General features: G+C 66.8%; 19 protein-coding genes. 14 read left to right on the top strand and 5 right to left on the bottom strand.

Annotation, left to right across the window (positions count from 1 at the left end; translation table 11 throughout):
• Nucleotides 1-311 precede the first annotated feature (311 nt).
• The 14 genes from GGC47_RS18500 (at nt 312) to GGC47_RS18435 (ending at nt 15936) form a co-directional block, all read left to right on the top strand.
• A complete protein-coding gene (locus GGC47_RS18500; RefSeq protein ID WP_142023265.1) occupies nt 312-731 on the top strand; it encodes a hypothetical protein in 420 nt (139 codons plus the stop codon).
• Nucleotides 731-4777: a YadA-like family protein gene (locus tag GGC47_RS18495; RefSeq protein ID WP_370954805.1), complete on the top strand. Its 4047-nt coding sequence runs from the start codon at nt 731-733 to the stop codon at nt 4775-4777. The genes GGC47_RS18500 and GGC47_RS18495 overlap by 1 nt, the downstream gene beginning before the upstream one ends.
• An 8-nt stretch (nt 4778-4785) precedes the next feature.
• Nucleotides 4786-5364 (top strand): invasion associated locus B family protein, encoded by a 579-nt coding sequence (locus GGC47_RS18490; protein ID WP_142023264.1) that lies wholly within the window; start codon nt 4786-4788, stop codon nt 5362-5364.
• Nucleotides 5365-5377: 13 nt separating this feature from the next.
• Complete coding sequence (locus tag GGC47_RS18485; protein ID WP_142023263.1) at nt 5378-6049, top strand: hypothetical protein; 672 nt, start codon at nt 5378-5380, stop codon at nt 6047-6049.
• Between the two features lie 9 nt (nt 6050-6058).
• Entirely contained in the window at nt 6059-6532 is a 474-nt protein-coding gene (locus tag GGC47_RS18480; RefSeq protein WP_112762621.1) for a DUF4189 domain-containing protein, read from the top strand.
• Nucleotides 6533-7003: 471 nt separating this feature from the next.
• The gene (locus GGC47_RS18475) at nt 7004-8083 is read left to right on the top strand and encodes a LacI family DNA-binding transcriptional regulator (protein WP_142023262.1); all 1080 of its coding nucleotides are present in this window, start codon (nt 7004-7006) and stop codon (nt 8081-8083) included.
• The gene (locus GGC47_RS18470; RefSeq protein ID WP_142023261.1) at nt 8055-9347 is read left to right on the top strand and encodes an extracellular solute-binding protein; all 1293 of its coding nucleotides are present in this window, start codon (nt 8055-8057) and stop codon (nt 9345-9347) included. The genes GGC47_RS18475 and GGC47_RS18470 overlap by 29 nt, the downstream gene beginning before the upstream one ends.
• A gap of 14 nt (nt 9348-9361) precedes the next feature.
• Entirely contained in the window at nt 9362-10210 is an 849-nt protein-coding gene (locus tag GGC47_RS18465) for a carbohydrate ABC transporter permease (protein WP_142023260.1), read from the top strand.
• On the top strand, nt 10207-11022 hold the full coding sequence (locus tag GGC47_RS18460) for a carbohydrate ABC transporter permease (RefSeq protein ID WP_112762625.1): 816 nt from the start codon (nt 10207-10209) through the stop codon (nt 11020-11022). Before GGC47_RS18465 ends, GGC47_RS18460 begins: the two co-directional genes overlap by 4 nt.
• Nucleotides 11023-11027: 5 nt before the next feature.
• Nucleotides 11028-12095, top strand: coding sequence for an ABC transporter ATP-binding protein (locus GGC47_RS18455; RefSeq protein ID WP_133565749.1), 1068 nt, complete (start codon nt 11028-11030; stop codon nt 12093-12095).
• Nucleotides 12092-13348, top strand: coding sequence for an MGH1-like glycoside hydrolase domain-containing protein (locus GGC47_RS18450; RefSeq protein WP_142023259.1), 1257 nt, complete (start codon nt 12092-12094; stop codon nt 13346-13348). Before GGC47_RS18455 ends, GGC47_RS18450 begins: the two co-directional genes overlap by 4 nt.
• The gene (locus GGC47_RS18445; protein WP_142023258.1) at nt 13345-14415 is read left to right on the top strand and encodes an amidohydrolase family protein; all 1071 of its coding nucleotides are present in this window, start codon (nt 13345-13347) and stop codon (nt 14413-14415) included. Before GGC47_RS18450 ends, GGC47_RS18445 begins: the two co-directional genes overlap by 4 nt.
• Nucleotides 14412-15518, top strand: coding sequence for an amidohydrolase family protein (locus tag GGC47_RS18440; RefSeq protein WP_113254141.1), 1107 nt, complete (start codon nt 14412-14414; stop codon nt 15516-15518). Before GGC47_RS18445 ends, GGC47_RS18440 begins: the two co-directional genes overlap by 4 nt.
• Nucleotide 15519: 1 nt before the next feature.
• Nucleotides 15520-15936 carry a Rieske (2Fe-2S) protein gene (locus GGC47_RS18435; RefSeq protein ID WP_133565867.1) on the top strand — a complete coding sequence of 139 codons (417 nt, stop codon included), beginning with the start codon at nt 15520-15522 and terminating at the stop codon, nt 15934-15936.
• A 149-nt stretch (nt 15937-16085) separates the two neighbouring features.
• Here the strand turns inward: GGC47_RS18435 and dhaK are convergent, their stop codons facing one another.
• Genes dhaK through dhaM form a run of 5 tightly spaced genes read right to left on the bottom strand, consistent with a single transcriptional unit; the run spans nt 16086 to nt 19847 of the window.
• Nucleotides 16086-17072, bottom strand: a complete 987-nt coding sequence (gene dhaK / locus GGC47_RS18430; protein ID WP_142023257.1) for a dihydroxyacetone kinase subunit DhaK — start codon at nt 17070-17072, stop codon at nt 16086-16088.
• Nucleotides 17069-17524, bottom strand: coding sequence for a hypothetical protein (locus GGC47_RS18425; protein ID WP_113254138.1), 456 nt, complete (start codon nt 17522-17524; stop codon nt 17069-17071). Before GGC47_RS18425 ends, dhaK begins: the two co-directional genes overlap by 4 nt.
• Nucleotides 17521-19125 carry a phosphoenolpyruvate--protein phosphotransferase gene (ptsP, locus tag GGC47_RS18420; RefSeq protein WP_142023256.1) on the bottom strand — a complete coding sequence of 535 codons (1605 nt, stop codon included), beginning with the start codon at nt 19123-19125 and terminating at the stop codon, nt 17521-17523. Before ptsP ends, GGC47_RS18425 begins: the two co-directional genes overlap by 4 nt.
• Nucleotides 19126-19131: 6 nt before the next feature.
• The gene (locus tag GGC47_RS18415; RefSeq protein ID WP_112764875.1) at nt 19132-19410 is read right to left on the bottom strand and encodes an HPr family phosphocarrier protein; all 279 of its coding nucleotides are present in this window, start codon (nt 19408-19410) and stop codon (nt 19132-19134) included.
• A 38-nt stretch (nt 19411-19448) separates the two neighbouring features.
• On the bottom strand, nt 19449-19847 hold the full coding sequence (gene dhaM, locus GGC47_RS18410) for a dihydroxyacetone kinase phosphoryl donor subunit DhaM (RefSeq protein WP_112764876.1): 399 nt from the start codon (nt 19845-19847) through the stop codon (nt 19449-19451).

The raw sequence follows: 19847 nt of genomic DNA, 5'->3' as shown, positions 1-19847 counted from the left end.
GTCGGGTGATTCCGCGGCGCATCAGGAAAGGTCGAGCCACTGAGGCCTAAATGGCGAGGCATGCGCAGGCGCGCACCCCGCCGTCGATGAGAAGCAATTCATGCGCATAAAGCATGGCAATCAGGCACAAGGCGCATGCAAAGCGCCTCGCGGCTAACGTTTGCCGCTTTTCATGAGCCGTAACCTATGCTGCGGCGCAATGCGCTAATTTCGTGTCTTCAAAGAGGCAAAATTGGCGCTTTACGCAGACGCGCAGTCATGAGTAGCAACAGATGTCCAAATGGTCATCTGCATGGCGGTCGACTTGGCATATGAGCGAAATAACTTCAGAATTTGAATTAATTTGCTCGAAATCCGATATGGCTTGGACCGCTTTACAGCGGCAATACGCTGATCGGCTGGCAGCCCCGGAGATTGATTTCCTCTTCGCACGGCTTGTCCTTGGCCTGACCGCCCCATTCTACGCCGAGCGGGAGCCGGCTCTCCATTTCACGGCCTGCAATGCCCTCGTCGGGCGGAAGCTGCCGCCCGAGCGCGCTCACGCGGCCTTGCGCACCGTGCCGAAAGCCGGCGAGCCATGGATCGAACGAGCCTTCGATCTGGCGGAAGAGCACGGAACAAAAATTGCCGCGACGCTGAAGGAACAGCGCGACCAAACCGATCAGATCAACGCCAAAGCCGATGCGGCACATCGAGAGCTTTCGAGCGGGGCCAAGGAGCACGTGGGCTGATGACCGACTGCACGAATAGACGCGCGCCAGCTGGATTGCGCGGCGGCTTCGCCGGCAACTGGATTTCAGGCGGCGACGGCCGCGCTCTGCGACGCCGGCTGATGGCGGTGCTGCGCATGGCCCATCGCGTACTCGGCCTCAGCCGCAAGGGGCTGGGGCTTGGGACATTGGGGATTGGCGGAGGGTTACGTTCGGCCGGTGCGATCAGCGGCCTGGCCGCGCTCGCCGTGCTGACCTTCTCGGCGCCGGCGCAGGCGCAAAATGCACAATGGGGCGGTTCGGCGACAGGCGGCAACGCCGTCGCCATCGGCAACGCTGCCACGGCGAATGGCAATAACAGCGTGGCATTGGGCACCTCCAACAACGCAACAGGCGACGCTACGATCGCCATCGGCTATTCGATGGCTGTCAGTGGCCTCAACGCCATAGGCATGGGTGTCTTCGCGCGCGCGAACGGCGTCAATGCCCTCGCCATAGGCGGGAGGGCCCAGGCGCTCGCGGACGGAGCGTCGGCCTTCGGTGTCAATTCCACCGCCAACGGGGCGAACGGGACTGCCATCGGCTCCACGGCCATTGCCGGCGCTGCCGCTACGGCTGTTGGCGTATCGAGCGAGGCGACCTCCGCCAATGCTGTCGCGATCGGCAGCCTCAGCGAAGCCTCCAATAGCGCCGCCACCGCCGTCGGCAACGGCGCCCGGGCTACGGGGAACAGTTCGCTCGCACTGGGTGCGCAGGCTCTCGCGATCGGGAGCAGCACGGTTGCGGTCGGGCAGGGCGCCGGCGCCGGTTCGACCACCGGCAATTCCAGCTCGGTCGCGATGGGCGTCGCGGCCGGCACGCTGGTGAGCGGCGCACAGAACACCGCTATCGGCAGCGGCATTCCCAGCGTCATGAGAGGCGCCGGCTCGGGCGTTACCGGCGCACGCAACCTCGCTATGGGAACTGGCGACGGCACCGCCACTTACGACGGTACGCTTTCAGCTTCGGCAGGCAACCTCGTCACGGGCAACGACAATATTGCGATCGGCACCAACGCCGGCATCGGCGTCGCCGCCAATGCAACGACATCGATCGGCTTCCATGCCATGGCAACCGCCGCCAATACTGTTGCGGTTGGTCCCCAGGCCAATGCCAGCGGGACCAACTCGGCAGCACTTGGCAACGTCGCCGTCGCTTCGGGCAACTTCGCGCTGGCCCTGGGCAATTCGGCTGTGTCGAGTGGAATAGGCGCCGTCGCGGCGGGATCGGGAGCCCAAGCCACAGCCGTCTCAACCACGGCGCTCGGCAACAACGCCGCCGCCACAGCCACGAACGCAGCCGCGCTGGGACTGGGCGCAACCGCTAGCGGAATCAACAGTACCGCTCTCGGCGTTTCGGCAAGCGCGTCCGGGTTGAACTCCGTCTATCTCGGCTCGCGCACCGTTGGAGCAGGCGCCAGCGCACAGAGCGCCATCGGCATCGGCACGGACGTGACGGCATCCGCGAACGACGCCCTTGCGATTGGACGTGCAAGCGGGGCGACCGCGGCCAACGCCGTTGCAGTCGGTCTCCAGTCCTCTGCGAGCTCTGCCGATGCCGTCGCCATTGGCACCAGAGCGAATGCGAGCGGAGGCAAGGCCGTCGCCATCGGCGCCGGTAACGTCGCATATGGCGACGGCGCGGTCGCCATTGGCGATCCCAGCTACGCCAGCGGCACCGGTGCCTTCACCGGTGGCGCGAACAACATCGCCAACAGTGACGGCACGGCGACCGCCACGGCGGCCAACCAAGCCGCCGGCGCGGTCGCGATCGGCAACAACAACAAAGCGATCGGGCAAGGCTCAGTGGCGCTGGGCAATGGCTCCACCGCCGGTGCGGCCGGTTTCATCGGCAACATCGCGCTGGGCAACGGCGCGACGGCGGCAGCCAGCTCCGGCGATGTCGCCTTGGGTTCCGGCGCAGTCACGGCCGTTGCGGTCCCGACGGCGAACGTCGTGATCAACGGCACGACCTATGGCTTCGCCGGCACCACTCCGCTGTCGACCGTGAGCGTGGGCGCGGTGGGGGCCGAGCGCACCATCACGAATGTCGCGGCGGGCCGGATCAATGGCGGCTCGACCGACGCGATCAACGGCTCGCAGCTCTTCGCCACCAACCAGGCGGTCGATGGTCTCGCCGGCACCGTCAACAACATCACCACCGGCGGCGGCATCAAGTATTTCCACGCCAATTCGGCCCTGCCGGATTCGGTGGCTGCCGGGACGGATTCCGTCGCCATCGGCCCGAATGCGAGGTCCGTCAACACCGGCGACGTCGCCATCGGCCTCAACTCGGTGTCGGGCACGACGACGGCGGTGGCGGGCGCGACGATCGGCGGCACCGCCTACAGCTTCGCAGGTGCGAACCCGGCGGGCGGCGCCTTTTCGGTCGGCTCGGCCGGCGCCGAGCGCCAGATCCAGAACGTCGCGGCCGGGCAGCTCACCTCTGCCTCGACCGACGCGGTCAACGGCTCGCAGCTCTTCGCGACCAATCAGCAGGTGACGACGAACACGACCAACATCGCCACGCTCGGCTCGACGATCAACAACATCGCCGGCAATGTCTCGACCGTCTACACGGACGCCAACGGCGAGGGCATCCGGTACGTTCGCACCAACGACAGGACGCTTGCGGTCGCCGACTCCTCCGCTCAGGGGATAGGCTCCACCGCAGTCGGCTACCAGGCGACCGCCTTCGCCGACGGGTCGCTCGCGCTCGGCCGCAACAGCCAGGCCACCATCCTCGGCGGCATCGCGCTCGGCGCCGATTCCCTCTCGGATCGCGCCATCGCGCCGACGTCGGGATCCGTGATCGCCGGCACCGGCATCGTTCTCTACAACACCACGGACAAGACGCTGCTCGGCGCGCTTTCGGTGGGCACCGCCTCCTCCTATCGCCAGATCATCAATGTCGCCGACGGCACTGAGGATCAGGACGCGGTCACGCTACGTCAGCTGAAGAACTCGCTGGCCTCCTTCGCGGTGACGGGAACGATGTATTTCCACGCCAATTCGACCGCGACCGACTCGGCGGCCGTCGGCCTCGATTCGGTCGCGGTCGGTCCGCGTACCACCGTCAACGGCGACAACGGCATCGGCATGGGCAATGGCGCCATCGTGCAGATGACGGCACCGGGCGGCATCGCCATCGGCCAGAACGCGACGGTCAATCTTGCCGACGGCGTTGCCCTCGGCACGAACTCGACAGCAAACGGCATCCAATCTCTCGCCCTCGGCGCCGGCGCAATCAGCAACAACGCCAACAGCGTCGCGCTGGGCGCGGGCTCCGCGACGGATGCGGCCGTCGGCACCGCCAGCACCACCATCCGGGGCACGACCTATAATTTCGCGGGCGCGGCACCGGTCGGCACCGTGAGCATCGGTTCCGTGGGCGCGGAGAGAACGCTGACTAACGTCGCGGCCGGCCGGATCTCGGCGACCAGCACCGACGCGATCAACGGCTCGCAGCTCTACGCCAGCAACCTGGCGATCGAGAGCCTCCAGAGCGGCATCGGCAACATCACCAACAGCGCCGTCTTTTATGACACCAATATCGACGGCAGTAAGAAAAACAGCATCACGCTGCAGGGCGGCGATCCCAACGCACCGGTCGTCATCTCCAAAGTTGCCGAGGGCGTGGCAGGGACCGACGCGGTCAATGTCAACCAGTTGAACAAGGGCGTTGCCGAGGCCAAATCCTATACGGACAGCCAGCTCGCCAATGTGACCGAGGCCGGCAAAGCCTACACCGATCAGAAGTTCGGGCAGCTCAACCAGGGCATTCGTGCGGCTCGCCAGGAGGCGAGGCAGGCCGCGGCGGTCGGGCTTGCCGCGGCGTCGCTGCGCTTCGACGATCGTCCCGGCAAGCTCAGCGTGGCAGCGGGCGGCGGCGCCTGGCGCGGTGAGGGCGCACTCGCCTTCGGCGCCGGCTACACCAGCGAGAACGGCCGCGTCCGCGCCAACCTGACCGGCGCGACCAGCGGGGGTGAATGGGGCGTGGGCGCCGGCGTCAGCCTCACTCTGAACTGAGCGGCGGCATGGTCGGCAAGCGAGCCCTCTCCCTCTGGCTCATGGCCATGGCTTGCCTGTTCCTGTCCGGCCAATACTCGGCTGGACAGGCGCCGGCCGGCGCCAACTACAGGGTCAAGCCTTCCGACGTGGCGGTGCCGCCGGATGTGAAGCTGGGAGCCTACCGGCGCATCATCCAACCCTTCGAGAACTGGACGCTGATCTGTGACGAAAACCTGCAGACCCGTCGGAAGGTTTGCAACGTCACGCAGACCATCGAGGATTCGGCCGGCCATCTGGCCTTTAGCTGGTCGCTTGCGGCCACGCAGGACGGCAAGCCCTACATGATTCTGCGCACTGCGCCGGATGCGACGAATCCCGGCCCGATATCGCTGAAATTCCAGGGCCAGGCCAATCCGCTCAAGGTGCAGCTCGATGGCTGCAATGCGACGGTCTGCGTCGGGATGCTGCCGGTCGGGCCGGTCGTGCGAGAGCAAATCTCGAAGGGTGCGCAGCCGCAGATCTCCTACGAGACGCCCCGCGGAACAACCACGATCTCGGCGGCGACGCTCAGAGGACTCTCGAAGGCGGTCGAGGCGATCAGATGAACAGGCAGTCCCAATGAACCAGCAATCCATCCACGACCGGATCATGTCGCGCCAGCAGGGCCGGTCAGGCCAGGTCGACGACCGCCTCGCGCCCAAACCCAAATGGACCCGGATCGCGATCTATTCGGCGATCGGCATCGTCATCCTGGGTGGGCTCGCCTACGGCTCGATGAATTACAGCGCAATCCGAAACCTCGTCTCGCAATCGGCGATCGCGGAAACGAACAAGGCCGATCAGGCTCGCCCCGAAACGCCCTTCCTGCAACATGCAAGGCAGGCGGGCTTGAAGAGTTGCTCCACGGTGTTTCCGGTTCTCGGAGAGCTGCTGACGAGCGGCGCGAAATACGACGTCCAGTCGACCTGGAGCAACGAAGCTGCGGATCGTCACGCCGTGCAAGCCCTGGTCGGCATGAGCTACACCACCCAAAACTATAACGGACCGGCCGCCGGCATCGTCTTCGCCGCGCCGACGCAGTCGGCTTGCGAAGGCACCATGGTTCGGGTGGCGCCTTTCTCCGCCTCATGCGCCGAGCTTCCCTCCGTTCTCCCGCAAGGCAGCCGGCTCGCCAGCAACCTTGGGCAAGTCGCCGTCTACGCTCTCGCCAATAATGGCGGAAACGCGATGCTCCTCCCGACGGCGAGTGGCTGCGTCGTCGTTTCCGTAGCCTCGGCCGCCCGAAAATAAGGTGCCAAGATGAAACTCGGCTCTGCCATTGCAGCAATCGGCGTGCTTCTCGCCTGCTCGGGTCAGCTCGGCGCAGCCGATTTTCAGACCAGACCGGTCAAGGGGCCGCCCGCATCGAAGGAAAGCGGCATCTGGGCGGCGATCGCCTATTCGAGTGCCGACCAGAAGCACGGCTTCTTCTGGGGCGCCGACAAGCGGCAGGAGGCGGCGGACCTGGCTCTCGCGCATTGCCGGCGGGCTGGAGGCGACGAATGCGTCGTCGTGAGCGTCTTTCGCAATCATCGCCATTGGGACGATGATGATCGCACCGGCTTCCCCTACCATCACTGCGGCGCGCTCGCCGTGGCCGAGGGCAAGGGCGAGCGCATCACGCCGTGGAGCGCAAAGGCCGCACCGACGCGCCAGCAAGCCGAGGATCGAGCTGTGCAGGCTTGCGAGCGGATAGGCACGCGGTGTGTCGTGCGCGAATGGGTGTGCACCTGACGCGATGCTCGAAGAAACGAGTTGGGTCGCCTGCGATAAAACCATTTCGACCCTGCCACGCTCGACGCAGTCGGTCGCATGGACGGACAGGGCTACGCGACGACTTGCGACGCTGAGCGGCGAACTCGGCACGATCCTCGCTTAGACCGGGCGGCAAGCCCTTGGCGGGCTTACAAAAACGAACACTCCCGAAGCGGGCTCGCGGGAGTGTCTGCATCGGGGTTGCGAGGGCCTGAAACCACCGATAGTGGGCGACTCGTTTCTTATCCGAGATGCGCCAACAACCGACATTGGCTCCTTGACGGAAAGCAGACCTTCGGAGGCGGGAACGCTGGCGGCGCGGATGAAGGGGCGCCTCCAGGGGTAATCTCCTGTGACAGCCCATTGGCGCAGCGCTTATCGGCAGAGGATACGAGCCAAGCAACAAGCCCCTAATTGACGATCCAAAACGTTTCGGATTAGCGTTTGGAGATGTCGCTCTCAAAGCTCGCAACCTCGTTGGGCCTCTCCGTCACAACCGTCTCGCGGGCGCTCGGCGGCTATAGCGACGTCGCCGAGACGACGCGCAGGCGGGTGATCGAAGAGGCCGAGCGGATCGGCTATCGTCCGAATGCGGTGGCACGGCGGTTGCGCGGCGGCCGCAGCGATGCGGTCGGCATCGTCCTGCCCACCGGCCCCGGCCAGCTGGGCGAGCCCTTCTTCCTGAGGCTGATCGCCGCGATCGGTCCGCGGCTGGCGCAGGCCGGGCTCGATCTCATCGTGTCCAGCGCCCGCGGCGGGCCGGAGGAGCTGGTGCTCTACAGGCAATTCGTCGAGAACCGGCGGGTCGATGCGATGATCGTGGCGCGCACGCGGCTCGACGACGAGCGTGTGAACTATCTCAAGGCGTCGGGCCTGCCCTTCGTCACCCATGGCCGCACGCGTGCGGGCGGGCATGCCAGCGTCGATATCGACGGCGCCAAGGCCTTCGAGGAGGCGACGCAGCGCCTCCTAACCTTCGGGCATCGCCGGATTGGCTTCATCGGAGCGCCGCTCGAATACGGCTTCGGCTTCTTCCGTGAGGCCGGCTGGCGCGAAGCCCTGGCGCGAGCCGGCGCGGCGCCCGGCCCCTCTCGCTTCGCCGAGCCGAGCGAGGAAAACGGCCACCGGCTGGCACATGATCTGCTGGCAGCCGCCGAGCGGCCGACCGCCCTGCTCTGCGCCACCGACCGCCTCGCGATCGGCGCCTTGCATGCGCTCGGCGACCTCGGCCTGCGCGCTGGCCATGACGTCTCGATCATCGGCTACGACAACTCGCCGATCGCGGACTACGTGGCAACGCCGCTGACCAGCTTCGACCCCGATATCGAAGGCGCCGCCGCGCGCATGCTCGACATGCTGCTGGCCCAGCTCGCCGGCCGCGACGGCACGGCGATGACCGAGCTGCGCAGCGCCACCCTCGTTCCCCGCCGGTCCGATGGACCGGTTCCCACCGATAGCGGCCGCCTCAAGAGCCGCAGCATCTCCAGGGAGGAGACATCCGATGACGCAAGGCCCTACGACCCGGCTTAGGCGGACCGCTGCCATCGCCGCCCTGACCTTCGCCTGTCTTGCCAAACCCGCGGCCGCAGAGGTCGTCTTCCTCTCGACGCAGCTGAGGCCGATCGAGGCCGCCCAGAAGATGCGCTCCGAGATCCTCAAGGACTTTCCCGGCGGCGCCGATTTCGTCACCGAACAACCACCGCAACTCGGCGTCCATATCCGGGCCGAGCAGCAGGCCGGCAAGCCGGTTTCCAGCCTGATCGGTGCGCTCCACGGCGAGCTGCAGCCGCTGGCGGCAGATTCGCTCGTGCCGCTCGACGACGTGCTCGCCAAGCTGAAGGATCGTGGGCTCAACCCCGGCATGGTCGAGGCCGGCAAGCTCGGCACCGGCAAGCAGATGTTCATCCCCTGGATGCAGGCGACCTATATCATGGTCGCCAATAAGCAGGCGCTGCCTTTCCTGCCCGAAGGCGCGGACATCAATGCGCTGACCTATGACCAGCTCGCTCAGTGGGGCGCGAATATCCAGGCCAAGACCGGCAAGCGCATGCTCGGCTTCCCGGCCGGTCCGACCGGGCTGATGCACCGCTTCTTCGAAGGCTATCTCTACCCGTCCCATACCGGCGGGGTGGTGACGACCTTCAAGTCGCCGGAGGCGGTGGCGATGTGGACGAAATTCCGCGAGCTGTGGAAGACCGTCAATCCGAACTCGACCAATTACGGCTTCATGCAGGAGCCGCTTCTGTCCGGCGACGTCTGGGTCGCCTTCGACCATGTGGCAAGGCTGATCGACGCGCTCTCGCGCAAGCCCGACGACTTCGTCGCCTTCCCGGCCCCGTCCGGGCCGAAGGGGCTGGGCTATATGCCGGTCGTCGCCGGCCTCGCCATCGCCAAGGGCGCACCGCAGGCCGAGCAGGCCAAGCAATTGATCGAATACCTCACCCGTCCCGACATCCAGGTGAAAACGGCGAAGGCAGTGGCCTTCTTTCCCGTCGCCAAGGTCGGTCTGCCGGCCGATATCGATCCTGGCCTGAAGCTCGAGATCGATGCGGTGCAGAAGATGACGAGCGCACCGAACGCCGTGGTCAGCCTGCTGCCGGTCGGGCTCGACCAGCGCGGCGGCGAGTTCGACAAGGTCTATCTCGACACCTTCCAGCGCATCGTCCTGCGCGGCGAAGATCCGAAGGCTGCGCTCGAACGGCAGGGCGAGGCGCTGAAGCGCATCATCACCGAGACGAAGGCCGCCTGCTGGCTGCCCGACAAGCCGAGCGACGGCCCCTGCCCGATCCAGTGAGCCGGTCGGCGACGATGCGCGAGCCCAAGCTCCTGCCCTATCTGCTGATCGCGCCCTCGGCGCTCTTCCTCACGGGGCTGTTCCTGATCCCGCTGGTACAGACCGCTGTGCTGGCCTTCCAGGACGGCGGAGCGTGGAGCTTCGGCAATATCTCGCGCATGGCCAGCGACCTCAATTTCGAGGATGCGCTGGGAAACACCTTCAAGGTTGTGCTGCTCGCCGTGCCGCTCCAATTGGCGCTCGCGCTCGGCATGACGATGATGCTGCGCAAGATCCGGCGCGGGCGCGACCTCCTCGTCTGGGTCTGGTCGATCCCTCTCGGTATCTCCGATCTTGCGGCCGGCCTCGTCTGGCTCGCCATCCTGAACGACCAGGGCTGGCTCAATTCGGTGCTCTTCAAGCTCGGGCTGATCGCTCAGCCGCAAGCCTGGCTGACCTATGAGACGCCCGCCGCGCTGCTGGCTGCGATCGTCGTCGCCGAGATCTGGCGGGCGACGGCGATCGTCTTCGTGATCCTGCTTGCTGGCGTCCAGCTCCTGCCCAAGGAATACGAGGAGGCGGCCGAGGTCTTCGGCGCGACGCCCTGGCAGCGCTTCGTCCGCATCACCCTGCCGCTGCTCAAGCCCTCCATCCAGACGGCGCTGATCCTGCGCACCGTGCTCGCCTTCGAGATGTTCGCGATGGCGCTGGCTCTTGGAGGTCGCAACTTCCCCGTCCTCGTCAGCGAGGCCTTCAACGCCCAATATTTCAGCCAGGATTACGGCGTGGCGGCAGCCTATGCCGTGCTGGTCATGGCGATCTCGATCGCGGCGACGCTGCTCTACCTCGTTGCCCTGCGCACGCCCACGGAGCAACAGGCATGACCGGCGCCACTCGCTCCGACCGCGCCATGCTCTGGGCCGGCGTCGCCGTGCTCTGCGTCTGGACGCTCCTGCCGATCTATCTGCTCGCGCTAGGCGCGTTGGGCGGCCGCGAGATCGTCTCGCAATGGCCCAAGCCGTTCACGCCCTTCGGCGCCTCCTTCGAGGCGCTCAGGAGCTTCCTTGCCATCGAGGGCGTCTGGCGGGCGACCTGGGTCAGCATCAAGGCGGCCGCCATGACCATGGTGATGGCGCTCGCGCTCGGCGTGCCCGCCGGCTACGCGCTGGCGCGATTCCGCTTCCGGGGCGCGGGTGCCTATCGCGTGCTGATTCTGATGACGCGCGCCTTCCCGGTCGCGATCCTGGCGCTGCCGCTCACCGTCTCCTTCATCAGGCTCGGCGTTTATGACACGCCCTTCGGCGTCGCGCTGGTCCATGCCGTGCTGGCGACGCCGTTCGCCACGCTGGTCTGCGCCAGCCTGTTCATGGGCATCCCCAAGGAGCTCGAGGAGGCTGCCTGGGTGTTCGGCTGCTCGCGGTTCACCGGCTTCGTCCGCGTAGTGCTGCCGCTGGCTCTGCCGGGGATCGCGGCCGCCTCGATCTTCGCCTTCGTGCTGTCCTGGAACGAGGTCTTCGCGGCCTCGGTGCTGACGGTGAGGCAGCGCACGCTCACCGCCTATCTCCTGTCGGTGCTGTCTGAATCGCCGCTGCATCTGCAATTCGCCGGAGGGCTCGTGCTGATCGTGCCCTCCGTTCTCTTCATCTTCCTCGTCCGGCGTCGCCTCTTCGCGATGTGGGGCATCAGCAACCGGTAGGCGCCATGGCGACCATCACCATCGAACGAGTCGCCAAGCGGTTCGGCGAGGTCACGGCTCTCGCGGAACTCGACCTCTCGGTCGCCGATGGGGAATGCCTCGCGCTGCTCGGCCCCTCGGGCTGCGGCAAGACGACCTTGCTGCGGATCATCGCCGGGCTCGAAAGCCAGACGAGCGGGCGCGTCCTGATCGGCGGGCGGGACGTCTCCGCTCTGCCGCCGCGCAAGCGCGGCCTCGCCATGGTCTTCCAGAATTACGCCGTCTTCCCGCATCTGACCGTCTACGAGAACGTCGCCTTCGGGCTGCGCATGGCCAAGGCCGACAAGACCCGCATCGCGCGCCAGGTTGAGAAGACTGCGGCGCTGCTTCATATCGAGCCGCTGCTGCAGCGTCATCCGGCGCAGCTCTCCGGCGGCCAGCGCCAGCGGGTCGCGGTGGCGCGCGCACTGGCTGTCGAGCCGGCGGTGCTGCTCATGGACGAGCCGCTCTCCAATCTCGACGCGCTGCTCAGGCTCGAGATGCGGGCCGAACTCAAGGCCGTCCTGAGCGGAGCGGGCACCACCACCATCTACGTCACCCATGACCAGACCGAGGCGATGGGGCTGGCGGACCGCATCGCGGTGATGCATGGCGGACGCATCGAACAGATCGGCACGCCATCCGCCATCTACGACCACCCTGCCACGCGCTTCGTCGGCGGCTTCGTCGGCAGCCCGCCGATGAACTTTCTGGAACTGCCGGTGCGAGACGGCCATGCCGATCTCGGCGGGCTCGCCCTGCCAGTGCCGCAGGGCGCCGGTGACAGGGTCCTGCTCGGACTGCGCGCGGAGGATGTCGCGCTCGCCGCAGCCGATCAGGATGCTTTCCCGTTCATCCTCAAGGTCGCGGAACTGCTCGGCCCTCAGATCCTCCTGACGGGGACGGCGGCCGGCAGCCAGCCGATGCGCGTCGTGCTGTCGGCCGCCGGCCCGCTGCCGCCCCTGGTCCCCGGCAGCGAAATCGCGCTCAAGCCCGATCGCACCCGGCTGAGCTGGATGAACGCTGCTGGGCATGCATTGGAGACCCGCTCATGAGCCGCATCGAGGCCGCCCGCGCCATCCTCGCCGCCAATGATCGCGGCGGCTATACGGTCCCGACGAACCGTCTCTATCCCTTCCAGTGGAACTGGGATTCCGCCTTCGTCGCGATGGGATGGGCGACCTTCGACTTTGACCGGGCCTGGCGCGAGATCGAAAGATTGCTAGAGGGGCAATGGGAGGACGGGCTGGTGCCGCAAATCGTCTTCCACGCCCCGTCCGAGGATTATTTCCCCGGTCCCGCCGTCTGGGGCATCGCCCGCACCCCGCCGACATCCGGTATCCCGCAGCCGCCCGTCTTGGCGACCGCGGCCCGCTTCGTGCTGGAGCGGCACGGAGAAGACGGCATTGCGAGGGCGCGCGCCATCTATCCAAAGCTCATCGCGAACCATCTCTGGTGGCAGCACGCGCGCGATCCGGACGACACCGGGCTGGTCGCCACCCTGCATCCCTGGGAAACCGGCATGGACAACAGCCCGGCCTGGGACGCCGCGCTCGAACGCGTCCCGACCGAGACGCAAACCGAGATCCGGCGCCGCGACACCGGCCATGTCGACGCCGCCTTCCGCCCGCGGGGCGTCGAGTATCAGCGCTTCATCCATCTGGTCGATCTGTTCCGCGGGACCGGGTGGGACGCCGTACGCATGCTCCAGCTCTCCCCTTTCAAGGTCGCGGATGTCGGCACCAATGCGATCCTGCTGCGGGCGGAACGGGACCTCCTGGCTCTGGCCGAGCGTTTCGGCACAGCAGAGGAACGCGACACGATCGCCTCGCGGATCGCGCGCAAGGAAACCGTGATCGCGGGGCTATGGGACGAGCCGCTCGGGCACTATCTCACGCGCGATCTGATCGGCGGGGGCCTGATTCCGGTCCGGACCTCAGCAGGGTTCCTGCCGCTCTTCGCCGGGCTGCACGACCACGCTGCCGCCCTTGCCGAAAGGATAGACGCCTGGCGGCGGCGGGGCATCGGCCTCGTTCCCTCGACGGATCCCGATGCGGCAAGCTTCGAGCCGCAGCGCTATTGGCGCGGGCCGGTCTGGGCCGTGGTCAACTGGATGATCGCGCGCGGCCTGCGCGAGGCCGGCCTCGACGCGACGGCCGATTCCGTAGCCTCCGAGACCCGCAGGCTGATCGGGGACGCCGGCTTCAGCGAGTATTTCAATCCGATCGACAGCGCCGGGATCGGCGGCGGGACCTTCTCCTGGACAGCGGCGATCGACCTGCTGCTCGGCGAGGAGGCACAGAGATGAGTGCCCTCACGCTCGGCGGCATCGACTGCGATCTGCATCCGGCGGTGCCGGGCATCGCCGCGCTCATCCCCTATCTCGACCCGCAATGGGCGGATGCGGTGGCGCAGCGTGGCGTCCATGATCTCGAGCCGACGAGCTACCCCTTGCGCGCGCCGCTGACATCGCGGCCGGACTGGCGCATCGCCGGCGCCAAGGCGGGCTCCAGCCGCGAGCAGCTCTGCGCCCAGGCCCTCGACGGATTCGGCAGCCAGGCCGGCATCCTGAACTGCCTCTACGCTGTCACCACACTGTTCAGCGAAGACATGGCCGCGGCTTTCGCCCGCGCCCTCAACGACTGGCTGGCAGCCGAATGGCTGGACAAGGACCAACGCCTGCGCGCCTCGATCGTCGTCCCGATCCAGAGCCCGCCGCTAGCGGCGGCCGAGATCGAGCGGCGCGCTGCCGACCGCCGCTTCGTGCAGGTGCTCCTGCCTTGTCTCGTCGACCAGCCGCTCGGCCGGCGCAGCCTGTGGCCGATCTACGAGGCGGCGGCGCGCCATGGCTTGCCCGTCGGCATCCATGCCGGCTCGACCTATCGCCATCCGGTGACTCCGGTGGGATGGCCCTCCTATTTCACGGAGGATTACGTCAACCAGGCACAGGGCTTCCAGACCCAATTGACGAGCCTCGTCTGTGAGGGCGTGTTCAGCAAGTTCCCCTCGCTCAAGGTCGTGCTGATCGAGTCCGGCTTCACCTGGCTGCCGGCCTATCTCTGGCGCCTGCACAAATACTGGCGCGGCCTGCGCATGGAGATCCCCTGGGTCGACCGGCCGCCGCCGGAGATCATCCGCGAGCAGGTTCGCTTCACCTTGCAGCCGGTCGACGCGCCGGTGGAGGGCGACGCCCTCCTGCGCATCCTCGACCAGGCCGGATCGGACGAGCTTCTCCTGTTCTCGACCGATTATCCGCACTGGCAGTTCGACGGCCAGGACGCGCTGCCGCCGCTCTTGCCCGATAGCCTCAAGACCAAGATCCTGATCGACAATCCGCTCGCGACCTATCCCCGTCTCAAGGAGGATTTCGCATGAACATGGAGCTGCCCGCCCGGCCGAAACCGGAAAGCACCATCGTCAGGCCGATCATCGCCGATTGCGACATCCATCCTTGTCTGGCCAAACCCGCCGACATCCTGCCCTATCTGCCCAAGCGCTGGCAGGAGCACGCCATGACCTATGGCATGCTGCCGCGCCACGGCTACCAGAGCGGCCCGGCCTATCCCAAGGGCCAGCCGGACGCCGCGCGTCTCGATTCCTGGCCTCCGGACGGCCGCCCCGGCTCCGATCTCTCCTTCATGCAGGCGCAGCATCTCGACGCCAACAAGGTCGAGCTCGGCATCATGACGGTGATCGCGCCGGCGGCCGGCGCGGCCCAGAACCTCGACTATTCCGCCGCGCTCGCCCGTGCCCTGAACGAATGGCAGGTGGCCGAGTGGACGAGCAAGGATTCAAGGCTGAAGGCTTCGATCGTCGTGCCCTATGAGGACGGCGCTGCTGCGGCAGCCGAGATCGATCACTGGGCCGGGCACGAGGCCTTCGTGCAGGTGCTGCTGCTCAGCCGCACCGCCGAGCCGCTCGGCCAGCGCCGCTACTGGCCGATCTACGAGGCCGCCCAGCGCGCGAAACTGCCGATCGGCGTGCATGCCTTCGGCTATGGCGGCTATCCCGTCACCGCCGGAGGGTGGCCGTCCTACTACATCGAGGAGATGGTCGGGCATGCGCAGTGCTGCCAGGCGCTGCTGACCTCGATGGTGATCGAGGGCGTGTTCGAGCGCTATCCCGGCACGCGGATGGTGCTGATCGAGGCCGGTCTCGCCTGGCTGCCCTCGCTTGGCTGGCGGCTCGACAAGCATTGGTCCCGCCTGCGCAGCGAGACCCCCCATCTCAAGCGGCCTCCGAGCGACTACATCCGCGACCATGTCTGGATGACGACGCAGCCGATGGAGGAACCGGAGAAGCGCAAACATTTTCACGACATCGTCGAATGGATCGGCATCGATCGTCTGCTCTTCGCCACCGACTATCCGCATTGGGATTTCGACGACCCGCTCTGGGCCGTGCCGGTCAAGCTCGACGATGCTGCCCGGCAAGCGCTCTTCCTCGACAATGCCAAGGCGCTCTACGGACGGGGCTGAAATGGCCAAATACGTCATCGGCCCTGCCGCGGACCTGCCGCCCGGCCAGCGTCTCGTCACCGAGGTTGCTGGCCGCAAGGTCGTGATCTTCAATCTGGGCGGCGAGTTCTTCGGCCTTTTCAATCGCTGCCCGCATCAAGGGGGAGACCTTTGCATGGGCCGCACCACCGGGCTGGTCGAGGCGGGGGTGGAGCCGGGGCAGTACAGCTACAGCAGGCGCGGCGAGATCCTGCGCTGCCCCTGGCATGGCTGGGAGTTCGATATCCGCACGGGCAAATCGCGCGCTGAGCCTGACAGGATCCGTGCCAAACGCTACGAGGTCGAGGTCCGGCCCGGCAAGGATCTTTTCGATGGCCCTTATCAGGCCGAGACCGTGCCAGTCTTCATCGAAAAAGACTATCTCATCGTCGAAGCATGACTCATTCGCAGAGCTGAAGCTGCAGCAAGCGTCCTGGCAAAGACCATCATGCTCTAAAAGTGCGCCTCAAGCTGACTCATCCCTCCATGAAGCGCCAAAAGCCGACCTTGGGTCTCGCGCCGATAGCCGACGTTCGAACGTTGCGATGCTTACCCCCATCGTAGCGCGGCCGTATGGACCGGCGCGTCCCAGAGTTGGATCAGGCTGTCGTCCAGCGCCGTCACGGTCAGCGAACAACCCGCCATGTCCAGAGAGGTGACGTAAGACCCAACCAGCCCACGTGCGATGGCGAGACCGCGCCCCGCCAAGACGCGCCTTGCAGCATTGGCCATCAGATAGAGCTCCATGGCGGGCGTCCCGCCGAAGCCATTGACGAGCAGCAGGCAGGGCGCGCCGCCCTTCAGCGAGAGATCGTCGAGGATCGCGCCCATCATTTCGTCGGCGATAGCGTCCGCCGTTGCCAGCTTCATGCGCCGCCGGCCCGGCTCGCCATGGATGCCGACGCCCATCTCCATCTCATCCTCGGCGAGCGTGAAGGTCGGCTTGCCGGCTGCAGGCACGGTGCAGGATGTGAGGGCCACGCCCATCGACCGGGTGCGCCGGTTGACCTCCTCGCCGAGGGACTTCAGCGCGTCGAGGTCGCGGCCCTGCTCGGCGGCGGCGCCGACCATCTTCTCGACAATCAGCGTGCCTGCGACGCCACGCCGGCCGGTGGACCAGGTCGAGGCCGGGACCGCGACATCATCGTCGGTGACGACGGTCGCGACCGGGGTCTGGGCCATCTCGGCCGCCATCTCGAAATTCATCACGTCCCCTTCATAGTTCTTGACGATGAAGAGCGAGCCCGCCGCCGTACCGACGGCGTCCACCGCCGCCAGCATCTGGTCCGGCGTCGGCGAGGTGAAGACCTGCCCCGGACAGGCGGCATCGAGCATGCCGGTCCCGACGAAGCCGGCATGCAGGGGTTCGTGGCCAGAGCCCCCACCCGAAATCAGCGCAACCTTGCCAGGCTTCAGCACCTTGCGCCGAACAAACTTCTCCTCTTTGCCGAGCATGAGGATATCGCCATGGATGGCGGCGAGTCCCTGGAGGCTCTCCGACAGAATGCCGTCGACCGCGTTGATCAGCTTCTTCATTGGCTCCCCCCCTGCCCGTCGGCGTCTTCGTCGTCGGCGGCCGGGATCAGCGACACCAGGCCGCGCGCGACCCCCAGCACGATATGGTCGGCCCGGGCATTCAAGTCGGCGCTGCCGAAATCCGGCAGCTCGACGACCAGCCGGCGCATCGGCCGCCCGGCATCGACCACCTCCAAGCGCCCCGGATGCGCAGCGCGATAGGCGTTCAGGAAGGCCTGCCGCTCCGGCGGCGCGAAATGGCAGACATGGAAGATCGTCTCCAGATGCTGCACCGGCACCGGCGTGGCATAGGCGGGGCTGATGATCTGCGAAATGAAGCTGCGGTTCTTGCCAATGGCTTCCGCCAGCCGCTGCCGGGTGCCGGAGGGTCGGTTCTCGATGACCGCGCGCAGGATCGCCTTGTACGCGGCCAATGGCGAAGAGTCGGCCGGGAGGGTTTCGGGGCCGGTCATGCGTCCGTCCTTGGCTCCGAGAGATCGACCTCACGGATCGCTTCCTTCGCCATCGCCAACAGCCCGGGAGAGACCGATACGGCCCGGACGCCGGCCCGCAGCAATGCGGCGATGGCATGCGGATCGCCCCCCGCATCGCCGCAGAGACTGACTTCTCGACCAAGCTCGGCGCCATGGCGCGCGACATGGGCTATCATGGCGAGCACGCCGGGATGCAGGACATCGGCATAGGCCGCGACCTCCGATCCATCGCGCGCGGCGGCGGTCGCGTATTGCGTCAGATCGTTGGAGCCGATCGAGAAAAAGGCGGCGTCGAAGCTCGCGACCGCCATGGCGGCGGCCGGAACCTCGACCATGATGCCGAGCGCAGGCGCTGCATGCGGCAATCCTTCCGCCGCGAGTTCCGCCAGAACGCTGTCCAGCAGCACTCGCGCTTGTTCCAGTTCCAGCGCTGCGGTGACCATGGGCAGCATGACCTTGAGCGGGCCCAGGCTCGCCGCCCGGGCCAACGCCCGCAACTGGACGCGAAAGACCTCGGGATGGCGCAGGGACAACCTGATGCCACGCAGGCCAAGAAAGGGATTGGTCTCGCCATCGATCGTGTAGCCGGCGATGGGCTTGTCTCCGCCGGCATCCAGCGTGCGGATCGTCACCGGCCGGCCGCCAGCCCAGTGCAGCAACGCGGCATAGGCCTCGAACTGGCGCGCTTCATCCTGCAAGGCCTGCTCGACCAGGAACTCCGTGCGGGTCAGGCCGATGCCGTCGCAAGCCTCTGCCGGGAAGCCGACGAGATCGGCCATCCCCGCGACATTGACCATCACGGCGATCGGGGTCCCGTCGCGGGTCAGCGCAGGCTCACGCTTGCGGGTTTCCGCCTTGCTCCGCAGGTGGCCGAGCTCGTCTGCCCGCCGTCGCGCCTCGTCGATGCTCGCGCGCGACGGGCCGGTCAGAACGAGACCTGCCATGCCATCGACGACGACCGTGCCGGAGACCGCCTCCCAGTCGGAGCCGATGCCGACCACCATCGGCACGCCACGCCCGCGCGCCAGCATGGCGACATGGCTGGTCGGGCTGCCGGCCCCGAGCACGATGCCGCCGCCTTGCGACCAATCGATGCCGAGGAAGGCGGAGGGCGGCAGATCCTGCGCCAGGATGACGGCGCCGGGCGGCGCATTCGTCAGTTCGGGCAAGCCGAAAAGCTGGCGCAGAACTCGGTCCCGGATGTCAGACAGATCTGCGGCGCGGGCGCGAAAATAGGCGTCGTCAGACGCCTCATACCCCGCGATCTCCTCCGCCAGCGCCTGTCGCCAGGCCGCGTCAGCCGGCACGCCGCGCTCGATTGCCGCATAGGCGCCCTCGGTCAAGGCGTCGTCTTCGAGCAGTGCCACCTGAAAGCCCACGATATCGGCAGCCTCGCCGTGAAGACTGGCCGCCAAGGCCGTGACGGCCCGAAGGGAAGCGGCAACGGCGTCCGCCAGAGCCTGTCGCTCACTTGAGACTGGGCCCTTCTCGCGCCGCATCTCGCCGACGGCGCGAAAGGCCACCGCCGGGCCGAAGGCGAGCCCGGTCGATGCGGCGAGGCCGGAAAGGCGGCGTTCCATCACGCCTCACTCCTCATCGAACTTGCGTGCGACGATATCGACGAGCGCAGCGAGCGCAGCCGGAGCATCTTCGCCGCTGGCCTTGAAATGCAGCATTTCGCCCTGGGCCGCCTTGACGCGCATGATCTTCACCGGGCTCTTGGCATCCGTCCACGGGCCGGCCGCGCTGGTGGCGACCTCGATACGGGAGCCGAAGCGCTTGGCGATCTGGGTAAGCTTCACCGAAGGCCTGGCATGAAGCCCGATCTTGTTGGTGAGCAGGGCGCTGGCCGTCACCTCCTGCATCCTTGCATTCCTCTCACTACCTTTGGCCGACATGTCATTCATGCCGACATGAGTTCCTCGGCCGTCGCCTGCACGACGGCCAGCGGCGAGCCGCCGGACGCTTCGGTCGCGGCCATCACGGCGCCTTCCACAATCGGTGCATTACAGATGACGATGCGCTCGCGCCGTTCCTCCGGCATCATTTCCACCGCCATCTCGCTATTGGTCTCGGCCCCGCCGAGATCGACCAGGATGGCGACGCCTGCTTCCGACCATGCCTCGTCGATTGCCGCCATGATGGCGGCGACATCGGTGCCCAGGCCGCCTGCGGCATTGCCCCCGGCCGCGGCCAGCAGGACATTGTCGCCGACCATCTGGCGAACCATGTCGGCGGCGCCTTCGGCGACCTTGGCCGAGTGCGACACGATGACGATGCCGACATTCTTGCTGGCTGTCAT

This window comes from Allobosea sp. OAE752, from assembly GCF_050433265.1.
GTDB lineage: Bacteria > Pseudomonadota > Alphaproteobacteria > Rhizobiales > Beijerinckiaceae > Allobosea > Allobosea spartocytisi.
The sequence above is the reverse complement of the archived record's forward strand: the minus strand, read 5'-3'. Positions and strand labels throughout refer to the sequence as shown.